Here is a 24,407-nt window from a genome sequence, read left to right on the forward strand (position 1 = left end):
TCAGTCGCTCTGCAGGATCGCGAAGAGGCGCAGGAACTCGATGTAGAGCCACACCAGGCTGGCGATCAGCCCGTGGCCCATCAGCCAGGAGTACTGCTCCGGCGCCCCGGCCTTGACCCCACGGTCGATGGAGTCGAAGTCCACCGCCAGCGAGTAGGAGGCCAGGCCGACACCCAGGATCGAGATGAGCCAGCCGAACTGGCTGCCGAACAGGCCCCAGCCGTCGCCGAAGCCCATGAAGCTCGCACCGAGGTTGACCAGCAGGAACACCAGGTAGCCCATGGCGGCCATGCCGAAGATGCGGCGCGACTTGCTGGTGACCTTGATGAAGCCGATCTTCCAGGCCAGGAACATGCCGGCCGCGGTGGCCATGGTGGCCACGACCGCCGTGGTGACCACGCCGTTGTAGAGGGAGTTGAAGGTCACGCTCACGGCGCCCAGGAACAGGCCCTGGAGCACGGCGTGCACCACGATCAGCGGGACGCTGACGGTCTTCTTGAAGGCGATCGCGAAGCTCAGGCCGAGCGAGCCGAACATACCGAGCATCCAGATCGGCATCCCGAGCTCGGGCTGGGCACCCACGACGAACCAGGACCCGGCGGCGAAGGCCAGCACGATCCCGAAGATCATCATGGACTTCATCACGACGTCGTCGATGGTCAGACGTCCGGTCTGGGCCGGGCCGGCCGGCGGCTGCTGGTACATCTGCTCCAGCTGCTGCGGCGACATCGTCTCGGACGGGCCGGGGTACCCCATGGGGGCGCCCTGCTGCGGCCCTCCCTGCGGGGCGTATCCCGGGTGCTGCTGGGGGTTCTGAGACTGCTGCGGGGCGTTGCCGAAGCCGGCGTAGCCCTGCGTCTCCTTGTCGATCCGGTTGAATACGGGGTTAGTTGCCATGCGGCCCTCCTGAGGGTCGGCAAAGGTCACGTCTGTCACAGTCTAGAGCGTGTGGGGAGGCCACGGTGTTCCCATCCGCCACATTTTTCTCTTGGCCGCTGTCGGTATGGCGGGATAGCCTGCTCTGACTCGGGTTTCGGGGAGCCGCCGTGTCAGCTTGGGAAGGAGCCGGTATGCCGTCCGCTCGGTCGCGTCGTCCACGCACGCTCGGTGCTGCGCTGGTGGTCGGGCTGCTGGCGAGCGGACTGCCTGCCGCGGCCGTCGCCGCGCCGGCCTCCCAGGGTGCGGACCAGGGCACGGTCCGCACGCTCCTGCCCGCCCGTCCCGGTGGGGAGCAGCAGGGCTACCCGCGCCAGGTGCAGCTGCCGGTGCAGCCGGAGGACCCCCAGGATGCCGCCATCAAGTTGGGCCTGACGCCCTACCACGCGATCGCGCCGAAGCTGAACGACCTGCAGCTGACCTCCAACCGGGTCAGCGCCGAGGTGATCGGCAGCACCGTGACCGGCCGCCAGCTCTACCTGGTGACCCTCACCGCGCCGGAGACCCCGGCGGAGACGGCGGCCCAGGACCGGATGCGGGAGAAGATCCTGACCAAGCCGGCGCACGCCAAGAACGACCGGCGGCTGCGGCAGGAGTACAAGACCCCGGTGTTCCTGAACAACAACATCCACGGCAACGAGTGGGAGGGCACCGACGCGGCGCTGCGCCTCATCGAGGAGTACGCCACCAGCAGCGACCCCGCGGTCCAGCAGATCCTGGAGCAGAACCGGATCTACCTGGTGGTCACCGCCAACCCGGACGGGCGCAACGGCAACACCCGCGCCAACGCCTCCGGCTTCGACCTGAACCGCGACTTCCTCACCGCGACCCAGCCGGAGTCCATCGCCGTCCGGGACGCCCTGGTCCGCACCCAACCGCTGCTCATGCTCGACCTGCACGGCTACGTGAACGGCACGCTGATCGAGCCGACCACCCCGCCGCACGGCGAGAACTACGAGTACGACCTGTTCATCAAGCACGCCTACCCCAACGGGCTGGGCATGGAGTCGGCGATCAACGACCTCGGGTACACCCCGGGTGAGGACGGCGTGCGGGCCCCGCAGATCCCGTTCCGCGACTGGGCGGAGGGCTGGGACGACTGGCCCCCGATCTTCACGCCGCAGTACGCCGCCTTCCACGGTGCCGTCTCGCACACCGTCGAGATCCCGTTGCGGGTCAACAACGCCGACTACGGGTTGCCCGAGGAGGAGCTGCAGCGGCGGTCGGCGATCAACACCGACGTGGCGCACGCCGCGATGACCGCCACCATCGACTACGGCATGGAGCACCGCGAGGAGCTGCTCGCCGACCAGATCGAGATCTTCCGTCGCGGGCAGGCCGGTGAGCCGCAGACCCCGGTCAGCGAGGACCTGTTCCCCGAGATCGGGGAGGAGGACGTCTACCTCACCGACTACCCGCGCGGCTACGTCATCCCCGCCGGGGAGGACCAGCGGTCCTCTGCCGCGGCCGCCCGGCTGGTCGACCACCTCATCGCCAACGGCGTCGAGGTGCACATCACCCGCGGCAAGCAGACCATCGACGGGACGACCTACCCCGCCGGCAGCTACGTCGTCGACATGCACCAGTCGCTGCGCGGGATGGCCAACACGATCCTCGGCGCGGGCACCGACATCTCCGACCGGGTCGACGCGATGTACGACATCTCCGGCTGGAGCCCCGGCCTGCTCTGGGGGGCCGATGTGGTGACCGTGCCCGAGGGCGCCACGCTGCGCACCCAGGGTCGACCGATCACCGAGGCGGTGCCCACCGGGGGCGTCACCGGCGACGCCGACCTCGTGCTGCCGCTGGACGACCCCACCGACGTGGCCGCGCTGAACTCGCTGTTCGACGCCGGGGTCTCCGTGGAGTTCCTGGCCGACGGCACGGTGCTGGTCGGTGAGGAGGACCACGAGCAGGCAGAGCGGGTCGCGCGGGACTTCGGCGTCACCCTGACCGCCGCCCCGGACGACGCCGGGGGTGCGTCCCTGGACCGGCTGACCGTGGCCGTGGCGGCCGGCGCGGACGAGCGCTGGGCGCTGGAGGAGATGGGCTTCGACATCGTCCCGGTCACCCCGACGGTCCTCAACGACGGCTTCGACTGGGGGCAGGTCGACACGCTGTACGTCTCCTCGGGCCTGACCTGGGAGGCCCTGGACGACGACGCCCGCACCGACCTCACCCGGTTCCTGGCCGGCGGCGGGGGCTTCGTGGGCCGGGACCGGGCCGGGGCCAACCTGAACTCCGCCGCCGACCTGCTCGAGGCCGACCTGGTCCGTGGCCGGGGCGACGCCAACGGCGTGGTCTCGGTGGACAGTGCCGACAGCGCCGTCGCCGGGGCCGCCACCCCGGACACCTTCGTCTACTCCCCCGCCTGGTTCACCGACCTGGGTGAGGAGGTCACCGTGGAGCAGTCGTATGCCGAGGACGGCCCGTTGGTCAGCGGCCGCTGGAGGCCCGCCGCGGACGGCTCCGGAGGCCCGGCGGACGCCCAGGGCCAGCCGGCGGTGGTCAGCGGGGTGGACGAGTCCGGTGCGGGGGTCGTGCTGTTCGGCACCCAGCCGATGTTCCGGGCCCACCCCAAGGGCCAGTACCCGTTGGTGGCCCGGGCCCTGATCTGGTCCACCACCCAGGGCTGAGCTCGGGACCCGCCGTGGCCCGGACCCCACAACCCGGGTCGGACCTGCGGGTGCCCGCGGGGCCCGGCCTGCCCGAGGGCATGGTGATCCCCGCGGGCGAGTTGCTCGAGCGCTTCTCCCGCGCCTCCGGTCCCGGCGGCCAGGGCGTCAACACCACCGACAGCCGGGTCGAGCTGCTGTTCCGCCCCGAGTCCTCCATCGCCGTCGCCGAGCTGCGCGACGGCGTCCGGGACCGGTTGTTGCGCAACCTCGCGCCCCAGCTGACCGGCGGTCAGCTGGTCCTGGTCGCCTCCGAGCACCGCGCCCAGCGACAGAACCGGGTGGCGACCCGGCAGCGCCTGATCGAGCTGCTCCGCACGGCGGCCGCTCCCCCACCGCCGCCCCGGCGTGCCACCAAGCCGACCCGGGGGTCGCAGCGCCGACGCCTGGCGGCGAAGAAGCACCGGGGCCAGATCAAGTCCGGGCGCGGTCGGGTCCCCCGCGACCCGGCCGGCTGACCTGCCCCGGCAGCCGCTCCGGCCGGTGGAATGATGGGATCCGCGACCCCCGCGGACTGCCCAAGGAGAGCGACCCGATGAATGCCGTCACCGCCCAGCCGGACCCGAGCAACACCCCCCTCACGCCGCTGTCGTTCCTCGGCCGGTCGGCGGACGTGTGGGCCGACAAGGTCGCGGTCGTCGACGACGGCCGGCAGCTGACCTACGCCGAGTTCGCCGAGCAGGCGCAGGCGGTGGCCCGTGCCCTGGAGGCCGCCGGCGTCGCCCCCGGCGACCGCGTCGCCTACCTGATGCCCAACGTCACCGAGCAGCTCGTCGCCCACTTCGCGGTGCCGCTCGCCGGTGGCGTGCTGGTGGCGATCAACACCCGGCTCGCCGCGCCGGAGATCGGCTACATCCTCGAGCACTCCGGGGCCAAGGTCCTCGTGGTGGACGGGCGCCTGGAGCAGCTGGCCGGGCGCGCCCTGGCCGACACCCCCGGCGACATCACCCTGGTCGTCGCCAACCGGAAGGGTGACCCGGTCGCCGGCGCCACGACATACGAGGACTTCCTGGCGGCGGGCACGGACACGGTGTTCCCGTGGGAGGTCGAGGACGAGCTCGCCCCTATCAGCATCAACTACACCTCCGGCACGACGGGACGGCCCAAGGGCGTGGTCTACACCCACCGCGGGGCCTACCTGAACGCGCTCGGCGAGCTGCTGCACTCCCGGCACTCCCCGGAGTCGGTCTACCTGTGGACGCTGCCGATGTTCCACTGCAACGGGTGGTGCACGCCGTGGGCGATCACCGCCTACGGCGCCCGGCACGTGTGCCTGCCCGAGGTGCGCGGCGACCGGATCTGGGAGCTGATCCGGCAGGAGGGCGTCACCCACCTGAACGCCGCCCCCACGGTGCTGACCGCGATCATGGCGGCCGACTCCGCGGGCGAGCTGCCGCAGCCGGTCACCGTCACCACCGCCGGTGCGCCGCCGAGCCCGACCACGATCGGCCAGATGGAGGACCTCGGCTTCACCCTGATCCACGTCTACGGGCTGACCGAGACCTACGGTCCCTACTCCGTCTGCGAGGTCCAGGAGCCCTGGCTCTCACTCGGCCCTGACGAGCGCGCCCGGCTGAAGGCCCGGCAGGGCGTCGGGATGCTGCAGGCCGAGCGGCTGCGCGTGGTCGACCAGGACATGGTGGATGTCCCCGCCGACGGCGCGACGATGGGCGAGATCGTGATGCGCGGCAACAACGTGATGGCCGGCTACTTCCGCGACCCGGAGGGCACGCAGGAGGCCTTCCGGGGTGGCTGGTTCCACTCCGGCGACCTGGGCGTCATGCACCCGGACGGGTATGTCGAGCTGCGGGACCGCGCCAAGGACGTCGTCATCTCCGGCGGGGAGAACATCTCCACCGTCGAGGTCGAGCAGGCGCTGATGAGCCACCCCGCCGTGTCGGAGGCGGCCGTCGTCGGCGTGCCCGACCCGGACTGGGGCGAGCGCCCCAAGGGGTTCGTCACCGTCCGGCAGGGCGCCACCACCACCGGCGAGGAGCTCATCGCGCACGTCCGCTCCCGTATCGCGCACTACAAGGCGCCCCGGGAGGTCGAGCTGGTCCACGAGCTGCCCAAGACCTCCACCGGCAAGATCCAGAAGTTCGTGCTGCGCGAGGCGGAGTGGGACTCCAAGGAGTCGCGCATCCAGGGCTGAGGCGCCTGGTGGAGCAACGGGCAGATCGCGGTGCCTGCGGGGAGTACGACGCCGTGTGCGGCTGGTGCCTGGCGATAAGGTGCTGTTCGTGGAGAAGCCCAACGACGAGGTCGTCGTGACCACCGAGGCTCTGTCGGCGTTGGCCGGGGCGCAGGAGGCGTTCGCTGGCGCGGCCGAGGACTTCGGCGCGGGTGATGAAGGGGACGTGCAGGCGCTGGTCGATGAGGTCGGGGCCGGGGCCAGGCTTCGTGATCCGGGTGCTGGTCGATCGCCCGTTCTTCAGGTCGGGCACCCGTCGCTGGTGAGCAGATCGCGCTGTCGCATGGTCAAACTTCGAACACCTCTGGTGCCCCCGACGGGATTCGAACCCGCACTGGGCCCATTTTAAGTGGGCTGCCTCTGCCGGTTGGGCTACGGGGGCACGGTCAGGTTACCCGCCCCGGACCGGTCACAACCTGGCGATCACCGCGTCCAGCATCTGCTCGGTCAGCTTGCCGGTGAAGGTGTTCTGCTGGCTGACGTGGTAGCTGCCCAGCAGCCGCACCGGGCGCCCCTCCGGCGTGCGGAGCTCGGCCTCGGCGCCGTGGCCGAACTTCGGCTTGGGGCGGGGCACGGTCCACCCGAGGCCGCGCGCCGTCGCGATCGCCGCATCCCACCCGATCGAGCCGAGGGCCAGCACCGAGCGCAGGTGCGGACCGGACAGCTCCAGCTCCCGGGCCAGCCACTGCCCGCAGGTGTGCCGCTCCTGCGTGGTCGGCTTGTTGGCCGGCGGCGCGCACCGCACCGCCGCCACGATCCGTATGCCGTGCAGCACCAACCCGTCCCCGCTCGCCACGCTGGTCGGTTGGCTCGCGTAGCCGGCGCGGTGCAGCGCCGCGTAGATCCAGTCCCCGCTGCGGTCCCCGGTGAACATCCGCCCGGTCCGGTTGGTCCCGTTCGCCGCCGGCGCCAGACCGACGACCAGGACCGGGGAGGACGGGTCGCCGAAGCCCGGGCCGGGACGCCCCCAGTAGGGCTGGTCGGCGAAGGAGGCCCGCCGCCCCGTGGTGGCCACCGACTCCCGCCACCGGACCAGCCGGGGGCAGGCACGGCATACCGACACCATGGCGTCCAGCTCGGCCACGGTGTCCGCCGACCGGGCCAGCCGCCCCACCCGCGCGGTGGTGCGGGCGACCGGGGTGTCCGCGTCCGCAGGGTCCCCCGGCCACCCCGTCCCAGGGGGCACGGGCGAGCCGAACGGCTGGCCGGTGACCGGGTGCGGGTCCGTGGGCGGGGCCGCCATCAGGCCGGGCTGGCCTGGGACAGCGCGATGCCGTCGAGGATGTCGTGCTCGGAGGCGCGCACCGTGGTGATGCCGGCGTCCCGCTGGACCTGCTGGATCACGGTGCGCCACACCAGGGCCCCGGCGCCGATGACGTCGACCCGGCCCTCGTGCATGAAGGGCAGCGCGGCCCGCTCGGCACGGGTCATCCGGACCAGGTCGGAGCAGGCCGCGATCGCCTCGTCGACGGGCAGCTGCGCCCCGTGGATCCGCTCCGGCCGGTAGCTGTCCAGCCCGAGGGCGTGCGCGGTCACGGTGGTCACCGACCCGGCTAGCCCCACCAGGGTGGCGACCCCGGAGAAGTCGACCGCCTCCGCGGCGCGGCCGGTCGCGACGGCGATGTCCCCCAGCGCCGGCCAGACCTCCTCCTCGGTGGGCGGGTCGCTGTGCAGGTGCCGCTCGGTCATCCGGACGCAGCCGATGTCGACCGACAGGGCGGCCTCCACGGCGTCGGTGCCGCGGACGAACTCGGTCGAGCCGCCGCCGATGTCGACGACCAGGTAGGGGGCGGCCACCCCGCCGGAGCGCAGGTCCCCGGTCGCCCCGGCGAACGACAGCGAGGCCTCCTCGTCGCCAGTGACCACCTCGGGGGTGGTCCCGAAGGCCGCGAAGGCGCGTTCGATGCCGGCGGTGAACTCCGCGGCGTTCTCGGCGTCCCGGGAGGCGGAGGTGGCCACGAACCGGACGGAGGCACAGCCGGCGCCGGTGCACTCCGCGGCGTACCTTTCCGCGGCGGCCAGGGTGCGCACCATCGACTCCGGCGCGATCCGCCCGGTGGCGTCCACCCCCTGGCCGAGCCGGACGATCTCCATCTGCCGGGTCACCGGGGACAGCGCCCCGTCGGCCGTGACGTCGGCGATCAGCAGGCGGATCGAGTTGGTGCCGCAGTCCACCGCGCCCACGCGGGTCATCAGGGTCCCTCCGTCGGGTCGGGGTCGGTCACGTCGCTGCAGCAGCCACCCTCCCACCAGTCCGGCAGCGCCGCGAGCGCCTCGTCCCCCAGCGGGTTGATGCCGGGGCCGACGGACAGCGAGTGCGCGACCAGCACGTGCAGACACTTGACGCGGGTCGGCATACCGCCGGCGGAGATGCCCTCGATCTCCGGGACCGCTCCCAGCTGTCCCCGGCGGGTCAGGTAGTCCACGTGCGCCGCGGCATACTGCGCGGCGAGCTCGGTGTCGGTGCCCAGCCGCTGGGTCATCTCCTTCATCATCCCCTCGCTCTCGAGGGTGGAGATGGCACCGGTCAGCCGGGGGCAGGTCGCGTAGAACGAGGTGGGGAAGGGCGTGCCGTCCGGCAACCGGGGCTCGGTGCGGACCACGTCGACGCACCCGCAGGGGCAGCGGTGGGCGATGGCCACGACCCCGCGGGGGGCGCGCCCCAGCTGTGCGGCGACGACCGCCAGGTCCTCCTCGGTGGGCTCCTGCGGGCCGATCGTCCCCGGGTGCTCAGCGCTGCCCAGCACCGTCGACCTCGGGCACTCCCTCGTTGGCGGAGACGACCGACTCCCAGACCTCGCCGTACCAGGGCCGGTGCTCGTGCACGTCCGTGGTCACCCCGGCCATCCCGGGCAGCGGCTCGGTGACCTGCTCCTCGGTGTCGTCCAGCACGGTGAACGCGGTCTCCCCCGGCTTGACGAACCGCAGCCGGTCGCGGGCCTCACGCTCGATCGTCTCCGGCTCCTTCCAGGCCTCGACGTCCGCCTGGAGCTCGGCGATCCGGTGCTCCTCGCGGGCGACGGCCTGCTCCATCCGGGTGATGTCGGAGCGCTGCTCGATGTAGCCGCGCAGCGTGGGCGTCAGGAACAGCGCGAGGAAGGCCAGCAGCACCACCAGGATCCCGAGCCGCCACACGTGCGGCGGCGCGGTGCGGCGGGCGGCGCGGGTCGTGCCCTGCGGCCGCACGGGGGCACCGGTCGCCGGCCGGGTCCCGGCCCGCTGGCGGGTGTCACGGGACCGCGGGGCGGGACGGTTCGCCCCGCCGCGGCCCGGTCCCCTGCTCGATGCCATCTGGTATGCCGTGTCCGTTTCCCCGGTGCGCCCGGTCGGTCCTGCCTGGTCCCTGGTCCGTTGCCCGCCTCAGCCCTCGCCCCCGGCGAACCGGGGGAAGGCGCCGGCCCCGGCATACACCGCGGCATCGTCCAACTCCTCCTCGATGCGGAGCAGCTGGTTGTACTTGGCAACCCGCTCCGAGCGGGCCGGGGCCCCGGTCTTGATCTGCCCGCAGTTGGTGGCCACCGCCAGGTCGGCGATCGTGGTGTCCTCGGTCTCGCCCGACCGGTGGCTCATCATGCAGCGGTAGCCGTTGCTCTGCGCGAGCGTGACCGCGTCCAGGGTCTCGGTCAGGGTGCCGATCTGGTTGACCTTGACCAGCAGCGCGTTGCCGACGCCGTCGGTGATGCCGCGCTGCAGCCGGGTCGGGTTGGTGACGAACAGGTCGTCCCCGACCAGCTGAACCTTGCTGCCGAGACGGTCGGTGATGGCCTTCCAGCCGTCCCAGTCCTCCTCGTCGAGCGGGTCCTCGATGGAGACCAGCGGGTAGGCGTCGACCAGCTCGGCGTAGTAGTCGATCATCTCGGCGGCCGACTTGGTGCCACCCTCGAAGGTGTAGCCGCCGTCCTCGTGGAACTCGCTGGCGGCCACGTCCAGGGCGAGCGCGATGTCGCTACCGGGGGTGTAGCCGGCCTTGCCGATGGCCTCCACGATCAGGTCCAGCGCCGCCCGGTTGGACTCCAGGTCGGGCGCGAACCCGCCCTCGTCGCCGAGCCCGGTGGCCAGCCCGCGGTCCTTCAGCACGGCCTTGAGCGCGTGGTAGACCTCGGTGCCCCAGCGCAGCGCCTCGCGGAAGGAGCCGGCGCCGATCGGGGCGATCATGAACTCCTGGATGTCGACGTTGGAGTCGGCGTGCGACCCGCCGTTGAGGATGTTCATCATCGGCACCGGCAGCAGGTGCGCGTTGGGGCCCCCGACGTAGCGGAACAGCGGGAGCCCGGCCGAGTCCGCCGCGGCCCGGGCCACCGCGAGGGAGACCCCCAGGATGGCGTTGGCGCCCAGCTTGCCCTTGTTGTCGGTGCCGTCCAGGTCCAGCATCGCCTGGTCGACGAGGCGCTGCTCGCTGCCGTCGAGGCCGACCAGCTGCGGCTCGATGTCCTCCATTACGGCGTCGACCGCCTCCTCGACCCCCTTGCCCAGGTAGCGGTCCTTGACCCCGTCGCGGCGCTCGACGGCCTCGAACGCGCCGGTGGAGGCGCCGGAGGGCACGGCGGCGCGGCCCACGGTGCCGTCGTCCAAGCCGACCTCGACCTCGACGGTGGGGTTGCCGCGCGAATCGAGGATCTCGCGGGCGATGATGGCGTCGATACTGGCCACGGTGGGACTCCTTGAGCGTCAGGACACGAGGTGCTCCCGAGCGTAGCCGTCCCAGCCCCTCCGCCGCTGCACCGACCCTCGGGCCCGGCGAAGATTCTCGGCTGCTTCACCCCGGAACCTGGCGCTCCGTCCCGGGAAGGTTCTGCCACGAAGCACAGGATTATCGGGTGACCCGATAATCCTGCAGCCCCCCGAAGTCCTGCTCGGCCAGGTCGCGCAGCAGGGCCCGGAGGGCGGCCGAGGGGTCGACGCCCTGGGCTCGGGCCTGCAGCACCACGGCCATCAGGGCCGCGCCGGGGTCGGTCGAGGCTTCGGGGTCGGCACCGTCGGTGCGGGTCCGGTCGGCCACGAGCTCGCGCAACCGGTCCCCGTGGCCGGCGCGCTCCAGGCGGGAGGCGACCTTGGCGGCACGGGCCAGCTCCGGCATCCCGGCCGGGATGCCGTCCAGCGGGTGCTCCCGCTCGGGCTTCTCGGTGGCCTTGATCTGCTCCCAGTTCGCCTCCACGGCCGCGGCGTCGGGAGCGTCGACGGCGCCGAAGACGTGCGGGTGGCGCCGGACCAGCTTGGCCACCAGCCCCGCGGCCACGTCGTCGATGTCGAAGCCGGCTTCCTCGTCCTCGTCGGCGACCCGCGCGTGGAAGAGCACCTGCAGCAGCACGTCGCCGAGCTCCTCGACCAGGTGCTCACGGTCCCCGCTCTCCACGGCCTCGACCGCCTCGTGCGCCTCCTCGATGAGGTAGGGCACCAGCGACCGGTGCGTCTGCTGGGCGTCCCACGGGCACCCGCCGGGCGAGCGCAGCCGGTCCATCACCGCCACCGCGTCCAGCAGCCGCGAGCCGGGCAGGTCCCAGGCTCCGACGAGGACCTCGATCTCGGGGGCGTCGCCGCGGCGGGCCACCTCGGCGGCCAGCGCGTCGGTCAGCCCCGGGTCCGCGTCGGCCGAGCCGACCCAGACGACCTGCCGGTCGTCCGCGGCCTGGTCCACCAGGTGCCGGGCCAGCGGGGCGGGGTCGGTATGCAGTGCGGCCGCCACGACGACCCCGGCGTCGGCGAGGGCGCGTGGTTGGGGCGAGGTGGTGTCACGGGCCAGCACCAGGTCGGCCGCCTCGAGGCAGGCCCAGGCCTCACGCGAGAGCAGCCCCGGGGCGATCCGGGGCGTGGTCAGCAGCAGGCTGAGCCGGGACCGCGGCTGGCTCAGTTGCCGGCTCCCGGCTCCTCGGCGGGTGCGGAGTCGCCGGTGTCCTCCCCGCCGTTCGACACGATCCAGTCGGGGGTCGACTGCACGACCGCGGCCGTGGCCGGGTCCCAGGTGCCGAAGCGGGGGTTCACCTCGACGTCGACCTCGGCCAGGGCGGCCTGGAGCTCGGCCGGGTCGATCGAGCCGGTCGACCCCTCGAAGATCCGGCTGCGCGCGAAGTCCAGGAGCACGTCGCTGGGGTCGGTGACGTCCAGCTCCTGGAACTGCCCGATCAGCGCCTCGTCGGTGAGCGGGTTGTCGGGGAAGAACGACTCCAGGGCCGGGCCCTTGGCCAGCGAGGTGATCATCGTTTGCGGCGTCTCCGGCTGCTGGGCGAAGCTGTTCCACTGCTCGGCGGCCTCCTGCAGGTCCGACTGCGAGATGGCCTCGCCGTTGACCTTGACGGCGAAGTCGCCCTCGGCGGCACCACAACCCGAGAGCAGGAGCGTGGCGGCGGCGGTCGCGGCGAGCAGCGCGCGGGAGCGTCGGGTCCGGGCACGGAGCAGGTCTGCAGGCTTCACGGCGCCCATTCTGTCACCTCGCCCCCGTCGCGCCGACACCGGAAGCGCCGGCGCCGGACGCGATGTCGTCCAGGAGCACCGCCCGGACCAGCTGGGCGGCCCAGTCCAGGACCGCGCCGTCGCGCAGCGGCTTGCCGCCGACCCGGGCCGTCTTGGGCGCCGGCACCAGGATGGTGCGCACCGCGGGCTTGATGATCGTGCCCGGGTAGAGCCGGTTCAGCCGCAGCTGCTGGCTCTCCCGCAGCGGCCCGACCGGGCCGAACCGGACGGAGCTGCCCTGCACCGCGATGTCCGCAATACCCGCCGACCGGGCCACGGTCCGCAACCGAGCCACCTCCAGGAGGGTCTGGACCGGTGCCGGCGGTGGCCCGTAGCGGTCGACCAGCTCGGCCTCGATCTCGGCCAGCTCGGTCTCGTCCTTGACCTGGGCCAGCTTGGTGTAGGCCTCCAGCCGCAGCCGCTCGCCCGGCACGTAGTCGTGGGGCAGGTGCGCGTCGACCGGGAGCTCGATCTTGACCTCGACCGGCGCGGCGTCGCCCTCGCCCTTGAAGTCGGCCACCGCCTCCCCGACCAGCCGGACGTAGAGGTCGAAGCCGACGCCCGCGATGTGCCCGGACTGTTCGCCGCCGAGCAGGTTGCCGGCACCGCGGATCTCCAGGTCCTTCATCGCCACGGCCATGCCCGAGCCCAGGTCGGTGTGCGAGGCGATGGTCTGCAACCGGTCCACGGCCGTCTCGGTGAGCGGCTTCTCCGGCGGGTAGAGGAAGTAGGCGTAGGCGCGTTCCCGGCCGCGCCCGACCCGGCCCCGCAGCTGGTGCAGCTGGGACAGCCCGAGCTGGTCGCCGCGCTCGACGATCAACGTGTTGGCGTTGGAGATGTCCAGGCCGGTCTCCACGATGGTGGTGCAGACCAGCACGTCGAGCCGGTTCTCCCAGAAGTCGAGGACCACCTGCTCCAGCTGGTGCTCCCCCATCTGGCCGTGGGCCACCCCGACCCGGGCCTCGGGGACCAGGTCGCGGATCCGGGAGGCGGCCCGGTCGATCGAGGACACCTTGTTGTGCACGTAGAAGACCTGGCCCTCGCGGAGCAGCTCGCGCCGCACCGCCGCCGCGATCTGCTTCTCGTCGTAGCCGCCGACGAAGGTCAGCACCGGGTGCCGCTCCTCCGGCGGCGTGGCCAGCGTCGACATCTCCCGGATGCCGGTCACCGCCATCTCCAGGGTGCGCGGGATCGGGGTGGCCGACATGGCCAGCACGTCGACGTTGGTGCGCAGCGCCTTGAGCTGCTCCTTGTGCTCGACACCGAAACGCTGCTCCTCGTCGATCACCACCATGCCCAGGTCCTTGAACCGGACGGCTGAGGACAGCAGCCGGTGGGTGCCGATCACCAGGTCGACGGACCCGTCGGCGACCCCGGCGATGGTCTCCTTGGCCTCCGCGTCGCTCTGGAACCGGGACAGCGAGCGCACCACGACCGGGAACTGGGCGTAGCGCTCGGAGAAGGTCTGGAAGTGCTGCTGCACCAGCAGCGTGGTGGGCACGAGGACGGCAACCTGCTTGCCGTCCTGGATCGCCTTGAAGGCCGCACGGACCGCAATCTCGGTCTTGCCGTAGCCGACGTCCCCGCAGATCAGCCGGTCCATCGGGACCGGCTTCTCCATGTCGGCCTTGACCTCGTCGATGGAGGAGAGCTGGTCGGGGGTCTCGACGAAGGCGAAGGCGTCCTCCAGCTCGCGCTGCCACGGGGTGTCCGGCCCGAACGCGTGCCCGGAGGTCGCCATCCGGGCGCTGTAGAGCCGGATCAGCTCCCCGGCGATCTGCCGGACGTGCTTCTTGGCCCGCGACTTGGTCTTCTGCCAGTCGGCACCGCCGAGCCGGTGCAGCGTCGGCGCCTCGCCGCCGACGTACTTGGTGACCTGGTCCAGCTGGTCGGTCGGCACATACAGCCGGTCCGCGGGCTGGCCCCGCTTGGAGGCGGCGTACTCCAGCACCAGGTACTCCCGGGTGGCGCCCTGGACGGTGCGCTGCGCCATCTCCAGGAACCGGCCGACGCCGTGCTGCTCGTGCACCACGTGGTCACCCGGCCGCAGCTGGAGCGGATCGACCTGCGCGCGCCGGCGGGACGGCATACGGCGCATGTCCTTGGTGGAGCCACCGGCACCGGCCTGACCGGTCAGGTCGGTCTCCCCCACCACGACCAGGCCCGCGTCGGGCAGCACGAATCCCCGCCCGACCGAGCCGGTGGTGACGTGCACGAGGCCGGGTTCGAGCTCCCCGAGCGGGGCGTCCAGCCGGTGCGCCACCTCCCGGCCCGCCAGCACCTCGGCGACCCGGCGGGCCAGGCCCGGCCCCTCGAGCGCGAGCACCACGCGCTGGTCCGCCGCGATCCACTCGCGCAGGTCGGCGAGGACGGCCTCGGTGTCCCCGCGGTATGCCGGCACCGCCGAGGAGGACACGTCGAGCTGGCGGACGGTCTCCTCGGGCCGGTCCCCGGCCGGGTCGTCCGCGAGCGCGGCGAGCTCGGTGTCGGCGGCGAACGAGGCGAGCGACCACCACGGACGGCCCGTCGCGAGCGCGTGCTCCCTGGTCTGGGCCAGGCTCCAGTAGGAGGCGGTGCCCAGCACCTCCTCGAGGTCGACGGGCGTGGCCGAGCTCCCGCCACCGGCCGCGGCCGCCCAGCTGGCACCGAGGAACTCGGCGCTGGTCGTGACCAGGTCGTGCGCCCGCGTCCGGACCCGCTCGGGGTCCAGCAGCAGCACCCGGGTGTCCTCGGTCAGGCAGTCCAGGACGGACTCCATCCCGTCCACCAGGGCGGGGGCCAGCGACTCCATCCCCTCCACGGCGATGCCCTCGGCCACCTTGCCCAGCAGGTCGGCGACGCCGGGGAGCTGCTCGACGAGTGCCGCGGCCCGCTCCCGCACCTGCGGGGTCAGCAGCACCTCCCGGCACGGGGGCGCCCACAACCCGTGGGGCGCGATCTCCAGCGACCGCTGGTCGGCGACCTTGAACCAGCGGATCTCCTCGACCGTGTCGCCCCAGAACTCCACCCGCAGCGGGTGTTCCTCGGTGGGCGGGAAGACGTCGAGGATCCCGCCGCGCACGGCGAACTCGCCACGGCGCTCCACGAGGTCGGTCCGCACGTAGGCGGCCCCGGCCAGCGCCTCGACCACCTGCTCCAGCGGGCGTTCGTCCCCGGCGTGCAGCTCGACCGGGACCAGGTCGCCCAGCCCGCGCACGATCGGCTGCAGCACCGCCCGCACCGAGGCGATGACCACCCGCAGGGGGCCGTATGCCGGGTCCGCCGGGTCCGGGTGCGCCAGGCGCCGCAGCACGGCCAACCGGCGCCCGACCGTGTCGCTGCGCGGGCTGAGCCGCTCGTGCGGCAGGGTCTCCCAGCTCGGGAAGGTCGCGACCGCGTCGGCCGGCAGGAAGTCGCGCAGCGCGGCGGCCAGGTCGTCGGCCTCCCGCCCGGTCGCGGTGACCGCCAGCATCGGGGCGGCGCCGGCGAGCTCGGCGACCAGCGCCGGGCGGGCGCCGGGGGTCACCGAGACGTCCACCAGGGGTTCGCCGGACGCGGCCGCCTCCAGGGCGGCGGTGACGCCCGGGTCACGGGTGATCGTGCCCAGCAGGGGCAGCAGGTTCATGGGTCTCCCGGGGAGTGAGTTCTCGGCGCACCAGGGTACGCGCCGTGACCGACAGGCCGACCAGAGCGCAGGCTCCCATTAGGCTGACCGGCAGAGGGAACCCACCGACGGCCCCGGACACGTGCCGTCGTGGGTCCGAACGAGGAGGAACGCAGGGTGCTGACGCAGACGGGGAACAGGGCGGGACACCGAGGGCCGGGTGCCAGGGTGCCGTGGCTGGCCACGCTGGCGGCGCTGGTGCTGTGGGCGGTCGTCCTGGTCGCCCCGCCCGCCGGTGCCGAGGAGCCGGGCAACCTCAGCGACCAGATCCACGACACCGCCGGCGTGCTGTCCGGGTCCGAGGGCGAGGTGCAGGACGCCCTCGACCAGCTCCAGGACGACGCCGGCCTGCAGCTGTGGGTCGCCTACGTCCCGACGTTCGACGGACTCACCGGCGCGGAGTGGGCCGAGCAGACCTTCGACGCCTCCCAGATGGGCGGCAACGACGTGCTGCTCGCCGTGGCGGTCGAGGACCGCGCCTACTCGTCCTGGACCACGGAGCAGAGCGGGCTGACCCCGGAGGGCATGTCCGTGGTGGAGCAGGACTTCATCGAGCCGGCGCTCGGCGACGACGACTGGGCCGGTGCGGTCGTGGCCGGAGCCGAGGGCCTGGCGCAGGTGCACGACGACCCGCCCTCCACCGGCGGCGGGTCCAGCGGATCCGGCGGGTCCTCCTCCGGGGGTGGCATCGACGTCCCCTGGTTCTTCCTGGTCCCGGCGGGAGCGATCGCCGCGTCGGGCATCATCAGCGCGCGCGGTCGCAGGGCCGCCCGGCGCCGTCCTGCCCCGCCGGCCGGGATGCCCACCGAGAACGCCACGACGCAGGGGGTGCCCACCCAGGAGCTGGAGCGGCAGGCCGCCGAGGCCCTCGTCGGGCTGGACAACGCGGTGCGCTCGGCCGAGGAGGAGCTGGCCTTCGCCGAGGCACAGTTCGGGGAGCAGCGCACCCAGGAGTTCCACCAGGTGCTGGGGCACGCCAAGGAGCAGGCCCGACAGGCCTTCTCGCTGCGCCAGCAGCTCGACGACGACCGGGAGGAGCCGGAGCCGGTCGCCCGGACCATGCTCGGCCAGATCATCGCGCTGTGCTCGGGGGCCCGGTCCGCCCTGGACCAGCGCGCTAAGGAGTTCGCGAAGCTGCGCTCCCTGGAGGACCGGGTGCCCGAGTTCCTCGAGGAGCTCGCCGGACGGGTCACCGAGGTGCGGGGCCGGTTGCCGGTGGCGGAGCAGCAGATCCAGGGCCTCTCGGCCCGCTACCCGGCGATGGCGCTCGGGACCGTCACCAAGCAGAAGGACCAGGCGGCCCAGCTGTTGGACAGCTGCGACGGCTTCATCGCGGCCGGGCGGGAGTCGGTCGGCAGCGGCAACCGCCCCTCCGCGGTGGCCGCGGCCCGCGCGGCCGAGGAGGCCATCGGCCAGGCGGTCCGGCTGCTGGACGCGATCGACCGCGCCGGCGACGAGCTGGCCAACTCCCGCGAGGCCCTCTCCCAGGCGATCGCCTCGATCAGCTCCGACATCCGGGACGCGGCCCGGCTGGCACCCAAGGACCAGACCGTGCAGCGTGCCGTGGCCAAGGCCCGCGAGGTCATCGAACGCGGCCAGGACGCCCACACCAGCGGGGACCCGCTGGCCGCGCTGGCGGCGCTGGACGCCGCCGAGTACCAGCTGGACACCCTGCTGGAGCCGATGCGCGACGCGGAGTCGCACCGCACCAAGGTGCGGGTCGACTTCACCGAGCGGGCCCAGCGGGTCGGGGCCCGGCTGCGCAGCATCGACGAGACGATCAGCACCACCCGCGGCGCCGTGAACTCCTCGGCCCGCACCCGGATCTCCGAGGCGCTGCGCCTGTTCGACCAGGCCCAGGCCGCGGCTGCCGAGGACCCCACCCAGGCGTCCTCGCTGCTGAACCGGGCCGAGCAGCTCGGCGAGCAGGCGCTGTCCGAGGCGCAGCAGGACATCGACCGGTTCGACGACTGGGGCGGCGGACGGTCCCGACGCTCCGGTGGGCTCGACCCGGTCTCCCTCATCCTGGGCGGGATCCTCTCCGGCGGCGGCCACCACCACGGCGGCTGGGGCGGGGGCGGCGGCAGCTCGTGGGGCGGCGGCGGAGGAGGCGGCGGCTTCGGGGGCGGTGGCGGCTTCGGCGGTGGGGGCGGCGGCGGAGGCGGGTTCGGCGGAGGTGGTGGCCGCTTCTGACCTTGTCCCGACGCGCAGTCACCCCGGGTCCCGGTCACCCCGGCGCCTGACGGAACCATCTGCATACGTATAACGTCCATCTAGCGAACCCTGACCATCCACGAGTCACGACCGGACACCGATCCACGACCAGGCAGGCACTTTCGAAGGTCTGCCCGAAAGGACCACACGATGACGCAGAAGCAGACCATCCTGGGCCGTATCAGCCAGTTGGCCAAGGCCAACATCAACTCGATCCTGGACCGCGCCGAGGACCCGGAGAAGATGCTCGACCAGTTGGTGCGCGACTACACCAACTCGATCGCCGAGGCGGAGGAGGCGGTCGCCCAGACCATCGCCAACGTGCGGATGGCCGAGGCCGACCTGAAGACCGACGAGGACGCCGCGCAGGAGTGGGGCCGCAAGGCCGCCGCCGCCTCGGCCAAGGCCGAGGAGATGGCCGCCGCCGGTGACACGGCGGGCGCCGACAAGTGGAACAACCTGGCCAAGGTGGCGCTGGGGCGCCAGATCGGCTTCGAGAACGACGTCAAGACCGCCCGCCCGGCCATCGAGCAGCAGAACGCGACGGTCGACCAGCTCAAGAGCGGCCTGACCACGATGAAGACCAAGCTCGAGGAGCTGAAGTCCAAGCGGGGCACCCTGGTCGCCCGCGCCCGCAGCGCCGAGGCGCAGACCAAGGTGCAGGACGCGATGAGCGCCATCGACGTGATGGACCCGACCAGCGAGCTGTCCCGGTTCGAGGAGAAGATCCGCCGCGACGAGGCCCTCGTGCAGGGTCGCGCCGAGGCGCAGGCCACCCGGCTGGAGGACGCCTTCGACGAGCTGGAGAGCAGCGACGACGACGCCGAGATCGAGGCCCGGCTCGCCGCGCTGAAGAACCAGGGCTGAGCAGGCACGTCACCCTACGACGCCAGGGCCCGCCGGCCGCACGGGTCGGCGGGCCCTGGCGCGCCCGGAGGGACAGGGGGAACCATGAGCACCGACCGCACGAATCGCCGTGAGCCGGCCGGGACCACCCCGGCGCGCCGGCTGCTGGCGCTGCTCACCCTGGGGGTGACGCTCGCGCTGGCGGTCGCCGCCTCCCTGGTGGGGGTCGCCGGCACCGCCTCGGCCGAGGAGCCGTTCGCGCTGCCGGACCGGGTGGTCGACCGGGCGCGCGCCCTGACCGACGACGGACCGGTCCGGACCGCGCTGGACGACCTGCGCGAGGAGACCGGGATCGACCTCCACGTGGTCTACGTCCGGGACTTCGCCGGTCTGGACGGCCCCACCTGGGCCACCCGCACCGCCGAGCTCAGCGGGCTGCCCGACACCGCGTTCGTGCTGGCCATCGCCACCGAGGACCGCCGCTACGGGACCGTCTTCGACGCCGACGAGGTGAGCGCCGACACGGCGGCCACCGTCGAGTCCGACTGGATCGAGCCCGCCCTGCGCGAGGACGACTGGGCCGGTGCCGCGACCGCCGCGGCGCAGGGGTATGCCGAGGAGTCGGACGGCCCCAGCCCGGGCGCGTTCGTGATGTTCGTGGTCGCGGTCGGCGCCGGCATCGTCACGGCCGGCACCGGCCTGTGGCGGGCCTTCCGTGGTGGCCGGAAGAACGCCCGCGCGTGGTCCGCGGCCATCGGCGACCGGCTCTCCGCGATCGACCGGTCCCTGGTCGAGCTGGACGGCCGGCTGCAGTCCGCCGGGTCCGAGCAGGCGTATGCCGAGGCCGAGTTCGGGCCGGACGCCGCGGGCGACTGGCAACGGGCGGTGCAGCGGGCCCGTGCCGGCCAGGACGAGGCGCACCGGTTGCGGTCCGCGTTCACCCCTCCCCCGTCCGGGGACCCCGCGCACCTGCCGGCCGAGCTCGACGACATCACCGCCCGGATCGACGCGGCCGGGGCCGCGCTCACGGCCCAGTCGCGGCGGATGGACGCGGCGCGGGACCTGGCGGGCGGCGGGCCGGCCGCGGTCCACGAGCTCCGGCAGCGGCTCAGCGCCACCGGGTCGCACCTCGGCGACCTGGCCGCCGCCGTCCCGGGCCGGGTGCAGGACGGCCCGCCGGGCCTGCAGCAGTTCTGCGACCGCGACCTCGAGCGGGCCGGCGAGGCCGGCGCGGAGGGGCTGGACCTGGTGCAGCGGGCCGAGGCCGCGCTGGGCCACCGACGGACCTACCAGGCCGCGACGCTCCTCACCGGGGCCGGCGGCGCCCTCGCCACCGTCGAGGAGTCGATCGGCCGGCTCGGCGACCCGGCCGCGGCGCTGGCCAGGTTGCAGGGCGAGGCGGAGGTGCTGACCGCACGCCTGGAGAAGCGGCTGCGCACCGCCCGGAACTACACCGGCGCCGCGCCGGGCACCGGACGGCAGCCGCCCCGCTACAGTTCAGCCGTGGACTTCCCCCCGCTCCTGGAGGCGGTTGCCCGGGCGGAGGAGACCCTCGCCGCCGACGAGGGCGGCACCGCCGACCCGGTCGAGTACCCCGAGGCCCTGCGCACCGCCCTGGCCTCCCTGGAGCGGGCCCTGGTGCCGCACCTGGCCGCCGAGCGCCGGCGCGCGCACGACGCGGAGGTGGCGAACGGTCGCGGGCCCCGGAGCAGGTTCCGGTCCGGCGCCCGCCGGAGTTCCCGCCGTAGGTCCCGGTCCGGCGGACGCCGCCGCTCCGGTGGAGGAAGGTTCTGACCATGCGACGACAGGTCCTGCACCCCGTGGCGGCCCGGGTGTCCGCGCTGCTCACCGCCCTGCTGGCGCTGGTCCTGCTGACCGGCGCCCCGGCATACGCGACGGATCCGTTCAACCTGCCCGACGAGCTGGTCGACGAGGCGGGCGTGCTCGACGACGACGCCGCCGTGCGGGCGGCCCAGGACCGGTTGCAGGCCGAGGGCGGGCTGCAGCTCTTCCTGGTCTACGTGGACGACTTCTCCGGCATGGACGGCCCCTCGTGGGCGGACAGGACCGCAGAGCTGTCGGGCCTCGGGGCGCAGGACCTGCTGGTCGCGGTGGCCGTCGAGGACCGCCGGTGGGGCTACTCGGTGCACGAGGACTCCGGGCTCTCCGACGGCCAGGTGGACGAGGTCGCCAGCGACTACATCGAGCCGCAGCTGCGGGACGGGGACTGGGCCGGGGCGGGCGTCGCGGCGGCCGAGGGCTACCTGGAGAAGGCCAACGAGGAGTCGGTCACCGGCCGGGTGCTGCTGATCGGTCTCGGCGTGCTGCTCGTGGCGGGGATCGGCTACTTCGTGGGGCGGGCGCTGCTGCGGCGCCGTCGGGCCCGGCAGGTCGCGCAGGAGGAGCAGGAGCTGCGCGAGGCCCGGGCGCAGGAACTCGGCTCCGCCCTGGTGGCGCTGGACGACGAGCTCGAGTCGGCCGAGTCGGAGCTGCTGTATGCCGAGGCCGAGTTCGACCCCGACCTCACCGTCCCGTTCCGCGAGGCGCTGGAGGCGTCCCGGGCCGAGTCGGTCCAGGCCTACCGGCAGCGCAGCGAGCTGGGCGAGGTCACGACCGTCACCTCGCACACCGAGACCATGAAGACCCTGGGCGACCTCGCCGACCTCGTCCATCAGGCCGGCTCGCGGCTGGCCGAGCACGCCGCAGCCTTCGCCGAGCTGCGCAAGCTGGCCGACCGCGCCCCGGAACGCACCACCGAGCTGTCCGGCGCGCTGGAGGCGGCCCGGGGTCGGCTGGACGACCTCGCCTCCCTGCTCGCCGCCCGGTCCGACCTGACCGCGGGGCAGCAGGAACAGGTCGGCGACCAGGTGACCGAGGGACGGCAGTGGCTGGACCAGGCCGACGCCGCCCTCGGCCAGGCCCGCGAGCGGGTCGACCGGGGCGACCCCGAGGATGCCGTCGTGCCGCTGCGGACCGCCGAGGGCCTGCTCTCGCGGGTCGGCCAGCGGCTGGACCAGCTCTCCGACGTGGACCGGCTGGTGGGCGAGTGGACCGCCCTGCTGGAGGAGGCCCGGGCCTCGCTGTCCTCCGACGTCTCCGACGCGGCCCGGCTCGCGCCGCAGGACGCCACCGTCACCGGGCTCGCGGCGGAGGCCACCGCCGCGCTGGGCCGGGCCACCGACGGCTCCGAGGACCCAGTGGACCTGGCCGAGGAGCTGGGTCAGATCGAGGGCCGCCTGGACGACGCGCTCGAGAGCTACCGGGAGGCCGAGGAGACCCGGCGCAAGCAGCAGGAGGCGTATGCCGCGCAGCGGCGGCGCACCGGGTTCCGGATGGACTCGCTGAACAAGGCGGTGCAGTTGGACCGCTGGGCGCTGTCCGACCGGCAGCGCCAGGAGGTCCAGGAGATCAAGGACCTGGTCACCTCGGCGGAGGCGCTGTCCGCCACGGATCCGGTGCGGGCCAAGACCGACCTCACGGCGGCCACCAACCGGGCCGGCCGAATCCTGGCCGTGATCAACTCGGCGCGCGCCGCCCGGGTGGTCGACGAGACGGACTCGGGCTCCGGGTGGGACTGGGGCTGGGGTTCGGGCGGTTCCGTCGGCTCGTGGGGGTCCTCGCGGTCCAGTAGGTCGAGGAGCTCCTCGCGGTCCAGGAGCAGTTCGTCGCGGCGCAGCTCCTCGCGGTCCAGCTCCTCGAGCCGTCGCTCGTCGGGCTCGCGGCGCTCCGGTGGCGGGCGGTTCTAGCCGGTTGGTCGGCGCGCGGCCGGCGGCCGTCGCCCTCGGCGGGAGTGGCTCAGCGGGAGTGGCTCAGCGGGAGTGGAAGCGCTGTTGGGCGGCCTCCAGGCCTTGGTGCACCAGGTCGTGCACCGCGTCCACACCGTCCCCGATCAACAGTTCCACCTCGACCCGGTCGCGGGCCGGGAAGTCGGACAGCACGTAGTCGGCCGGGTCCTGCCGTCCGGGCGGCCGGCCGATGCCCAGCCGCACCCGTAGGTAGTCCTTGGTGCCGACCGACTGGCTGATCGAGCGCAGCCCGTTGTGGCCGCCCTCGCCCCCGCCGCGCTTGAGCCGCACGGCGCCGAAGTCGATGTCCAGCTCGTCGTGGATCACGACCAGCTGCTCGACGGGGACCTTGAAGAAGGACAGCAGGTTCTTCACCGGGCCGCCGGAAACGTTCATGTAGGTCATCGGCTGTGCGAGCAGCACCCGCGGCCCCGGCGCTCCCCCGGGCAGCGTGCCCAGCCGGATCTCACTGAGCCAGGCCCGCGCCTTGTGCTCCCGCGCGCTGGCCCCGGCCTGCTCGGCCAGCTCGGCGATCACCATCGCGCCGATGTTGTGCCGGTTGCCGGCATACCGGGGTCCGGGGTTGCCCAGCCCCACGACCAGCCACGGGTCCATGCCAGCCTCCTGTACGGCGGGATGCTCGGGTCACCCCGAAACGGGCTGCAGGATTCTCGGGTTACCCCGGAACCTGGCGCTTGCGACCGGGAAGGTTCTCCCCCGAAGCGTCAGATTATCGGGTGACCCGAGAATCCTGCAGTGGTCTGGGACGACGCTCAGGCGTCCTCGGACTCACCGGCGGACTCGCCCTCGGCAGCGGCGGCGTCGCCCTCGGACTCGCCCTCGGCGGCCTCGGCGGCCTCCTCGTCGGACTCCTCGTGCTCGATGCCGGCCTCGGCCTCGGCCTCGGCGAGCTCCGCCTCCAGGGCCTCCTCGGAGATGGCCTGGGTGACGTTGACGACCAGGGCCTCCGGGTCGGTGATCAGGGTGGTGCCGGCGGGCAGCTCGACGGCACCGGCCAGGATCTGGCTGCCGGCCTCGAGACCCTCGACGGAGACGGTGAAGTTCTCCGGGATGTTGGTGGCCTCGGCCTCGACCTGCAGGGTCGCGTTGTCGACCGTGACGACGGTGTCCGGGCCGGCCTCGCCCTCGACGTAGACGGCGACGTCGACGATGACCTTCTCACCCTTGCGGACGATGACCAGGTCGACGTGCTCGATGAACCGCTTGACCGGGTCGCGCTGCACGTCCTTGGCCAGGGCCAGGTGCTCCTCGCCCTCGACGTCCAGGCTCAGCACGGCGTTGGACATCTTCAGGGCCATCATCGTGTCGTGGCCCGGCAGGGTCAGGTGGATCGGGTCGGTGCCGTGGCCGTAGAGCACGGCGGGCACCTTGTCGGCGCGGCGGATGCGGCGGGCGGCACCCTTGCCGAACTCGGTGCGCCGCTCGGCGGAGATGTTGAGGTTGTCGGACATGTCGTGGCCTCCAGGATGAACGTGGGGGTGTGGTCGGTACTGGGCGGTGGGCCTCGACGCGGGACGCGGCACGAGAGGTCGGCGGCCAGCCGACTCGCGGAGGCGCACCGCGTCGATTCACGGAGCAGCCAGACCACGTCGTCGGTTACCGGTCATCAGTGGTCGTGCAGCGTCCCTCGCCGAGGCAACACCGGACAG

Annotated in this window: 18 protein-coding genes and 1 tRNA gene; 7 read left to right on the top strand and 12 right to left on the bottom strand. The window is 73.2% G+C overall.

Annotation, left to right across the window (positions count from 1 at the left end; all coding sequences use genetic code 11):
• Positions 1 to 897: a Bax inhibitor-1/YccA family membrane protein gene (locus FB467_RS16045; protein WP_141785993.1), complete on the bottom strand. Its 897-nt coding sequence runs from the start codon at positions 895 to 897 to the stop codon at positions 1 to 3.
• Positions 898 to 1,070: 173 nt separating this feature from the next.
• Here FB467_RS16045 and FB467_RS16050 point away from each other — a divergent pair, with 173 nt between their 5' ends.
• From FB467_RS16050 to FB467_RS16060, 3 genes are all read left to right on the top strand, one after another.
• Entirely contained in the window at positions 1,071 to 3,572 is a 2,502-nt protein-coding gene (locus FB467_RS16050; RefSeq protein WP_141785994.1) for a M14 family zinc carboxypeptidase, read from the top strand.
• Positions 3,573 to 3,652: 80 nt separating this feature from the next.
• Positions 3,653 to 4,069, top strand: coding sequence for an alternative ribosome rescue aminoacyl-tRNA hydrolase ArfB (arfB, locus tag FB467_RS16055; RefSeq protein WP_141786727.1), 417 nt, complete (start codon positions 3,653 to 3,655; stop codon positions 4,067 to 4,069).
• A gap of 77 nt (positions 4,070 to 4,146) precedes the next feature.
• Positions 4,147 to 5,763 carry an acyl--CoA ligase family protein gene (locus FB467_RS16060; protein WP_141785995.1) on the top strand — a complete coding sequence of 539 codons (1,617 nt, stop codon included), beginning with the start codon at positions 4,147 to 4,149 and terminating at the stop codon, positions 5,761 to 5,763.
• A 344-nt stretch (positions 5,764 to 6,107) separates the two neighbouring features.
• On the opposite strand, the gene FB467_RS16070 is transcribed toward FB467_RS16060, so the two are convergent.
• From FB467_RS16070 to mfd, 9 genes are all read right to left on the bottom strand, one after another.
• Positions 6,108 to 6,184, bottom strand: a tRNA-Leu gene (locus FB467_RS16070).
• 27 nt (positions 6,185 to 6,211) lie between these two features.
• Entirely contained in the window at positions 6,212 to 7,045 is an 834-nt protein-coding gene (locus FB467_RS16075) for a uracil-DNA glycosylase (RefSeq protein WP_141785996.1), read from the bottom strand.
• The gene (locus FB467_RS16080) at positions 7,045 to 7,995 is read right to left on the bottom strand and encodes a Ppx/GppA phosphatase family protein (protein WP_141785997.1); all 951 of its coding nucleotides are present in this window, start codon (positions 7,993 to 7,995) and stop codon (positions 7,045 to 7,047) included. The genes FB467_RS16075 and FB467_RS16080 overlap by 1 nt, the downstream gene beginning before the upstream one ends.
• The gene (locus tag FB467_RS16085; RefSeq protein ID WP_141785998.1) at positions 7,995 to 8,549 is read right to left on the bottom strand and encodes a DUF501 domain-containing protein; all 555 of its coding nucleotides are present in this window, start codon (positions 8,547 to 8,549) and stop codon (positions 7,995 to 7,997) included. The genes FB467_RS16080 and FB467_RS16085 overlap by 1 nt, the downstream gene beginning before the upstream one ends.
• Positions 8,533 to 9,093, bottom strand: a complete 561-nt coding sequence (locus FB467_RS16090) for an FtsB family cell division protein (RefSeq protein ID WP_141785999.1) — start codon at positions 9,091 to 9,093, stop codon at positions 8,533 to 8,535. The genes FB467_RS16085 and FB467_RS16090 overlap by 17 nt, the downstream gene beginning before the upstream one ends.
• A gap of 69 nt (positions 9,094 to 9,162) precedes the next feature.
• Positions 9,163 to 10,452 (bottom strand): phosphopyruvate hydratase, encoded by a 1,290-nt coding sequence (gene eno / locus FB467_RS16095; RefSeq protein ID WP_141786000.1) that lies wholly within the window; start codon positions 10,450 to 10,452, stop codon positions 9,163 to 9,165.
• A gap of 160 nt (positions 10,453 to 10,612) precedes the next feature.
• Positions 10,613 to 11,545, bottom strand: coding sequence for a nucleoside triphosphate pyrophosphohydrolase (locus tag FB467_RS16100; protein ID WP_228393401.1), 933 nt, complete (start codon positions 11,543 to 11,545; stop codon positions 10,613 to 10,615).
• Between the two features lie 101 nt (positions 11,546 to 11,646).
• Positions 11,647 to 12,210, bottom strand: a complete 564-nt coding sequence (locus FB467_RS18600; RefSeq protein WP_170230796.1) for a SurA N-terminal domain-containing protein — start codon at positions 12,208 to 12,210, stop codon at positions 11,647 to 11,649.
• Positions 12,211 to 12,223: 13 nt separating this feature from the next.
• A complete protein-coding gene (mfd, locus tag FB467_RS16105; protein WP_141786001.1) occupies positions 12,224 to 15,853 on the bottom strand; it encodes a transcription-repair coupling factor in 3,630 nt (1,209 codons plus the stop codon).
• Positions 15,854 to 16,060: 207 nt separating this feature from the next.
• On the opposite strand from mfd, the gene FB467_RS18825 reads away from it, so the two are divergent.
• From FB467_RS18825 to FB467_RS19420, 4 genes are all read left to right on the top strand, one after another.
• Entirely contained in the window at positions 16,061 to 18,085 is a 2,025-nt protein-coding gene (locus tag FB467_RS18825; RefSeq protein ID WP_194288369.1) for a TPM domain-containing protein, read from the top strand.
• A 171-nt stretch (positions 18,086 to 18,256) separates the two neighbouring features.
• Positions 18,257 to 18,973, top strand: coding sequence for a PspA/IM30 family protein (locus FB467_RS16115; RefSeq protein ID WP_141786003.1), 717 nt, complete (start codon positions 18,257 to 18,259; stop codon positions 18,971 to 18,973).
• Positions 18,974 to 19,057: 84 nt separating this feature from the next.
• Positions 19,058 to 20,746, top strand: a complete 1,689-nt coding sequence (locus FB467_RS16120) for a TPM domain-containing protein (RefSeq protein WP_141786004.1) — start codon at positions 19,058 to 19,060, stop codon at positions 20,744 to 20,746.
• Positions 20,747 to 20,748: 2 nt separating this feature from the next.
• Complete coding sequence (locus FB467_RS19420) at positions 20,749 to 22,698, top strand: TPM domain-containing protein (protein WP_141786005.1); 1,950 nt, start codon at positions 20,749 to 20,751, stop codon at positions 22,696 to 22,698.
• Between the two features lie 63 nt (positions 22,699 to 22,761).
• On the opposite strand, the gene pth is transcribed toward FB467_RS19420, so the two are convergent.
• Both pth and FB467_RS16135 read right to left on the bottom strand, forming a co-directional pair.
• The gene (gene pth, locus FB467_RS16130; protein ID WP_141786006.1) at positions 22,762 to 23,352 is read right to left on the bottom strand and encodes an aminoacyl-tRNA hydrolase; all 591 of its coding nucleotides are present in this window, start codon (positions 23,350 to 23,352) and stop codon (positions 22,762 to 22,764) included.
• Between the two features lie 158 nt (positions 23,353 to 23,510).
• Complete coding sequence (locus FB467_RS16135) at positions 23,511 to 24,209, bottom strand: 50S ribosomal protein L25/general stress protein Ctc (RefSeq protein ID WP_141786007.1); 699 nt, start codon at positions 24,207 to 24,209, stop codon at positions 23,511 to 23,513.
• Positions 24,210 to 24,407: the final 198 nt, after the last annotated feature.

It is taken from the genome of Ornithinicoccus hortensis, assembly GCF_006716185.1.
GTDB lineage: Bacteria > Actinomycetota > Actinomycetes > Actinomycetales > Dermatophilaceae > Ornithinicoccus > Ornithinicoccus hortensis.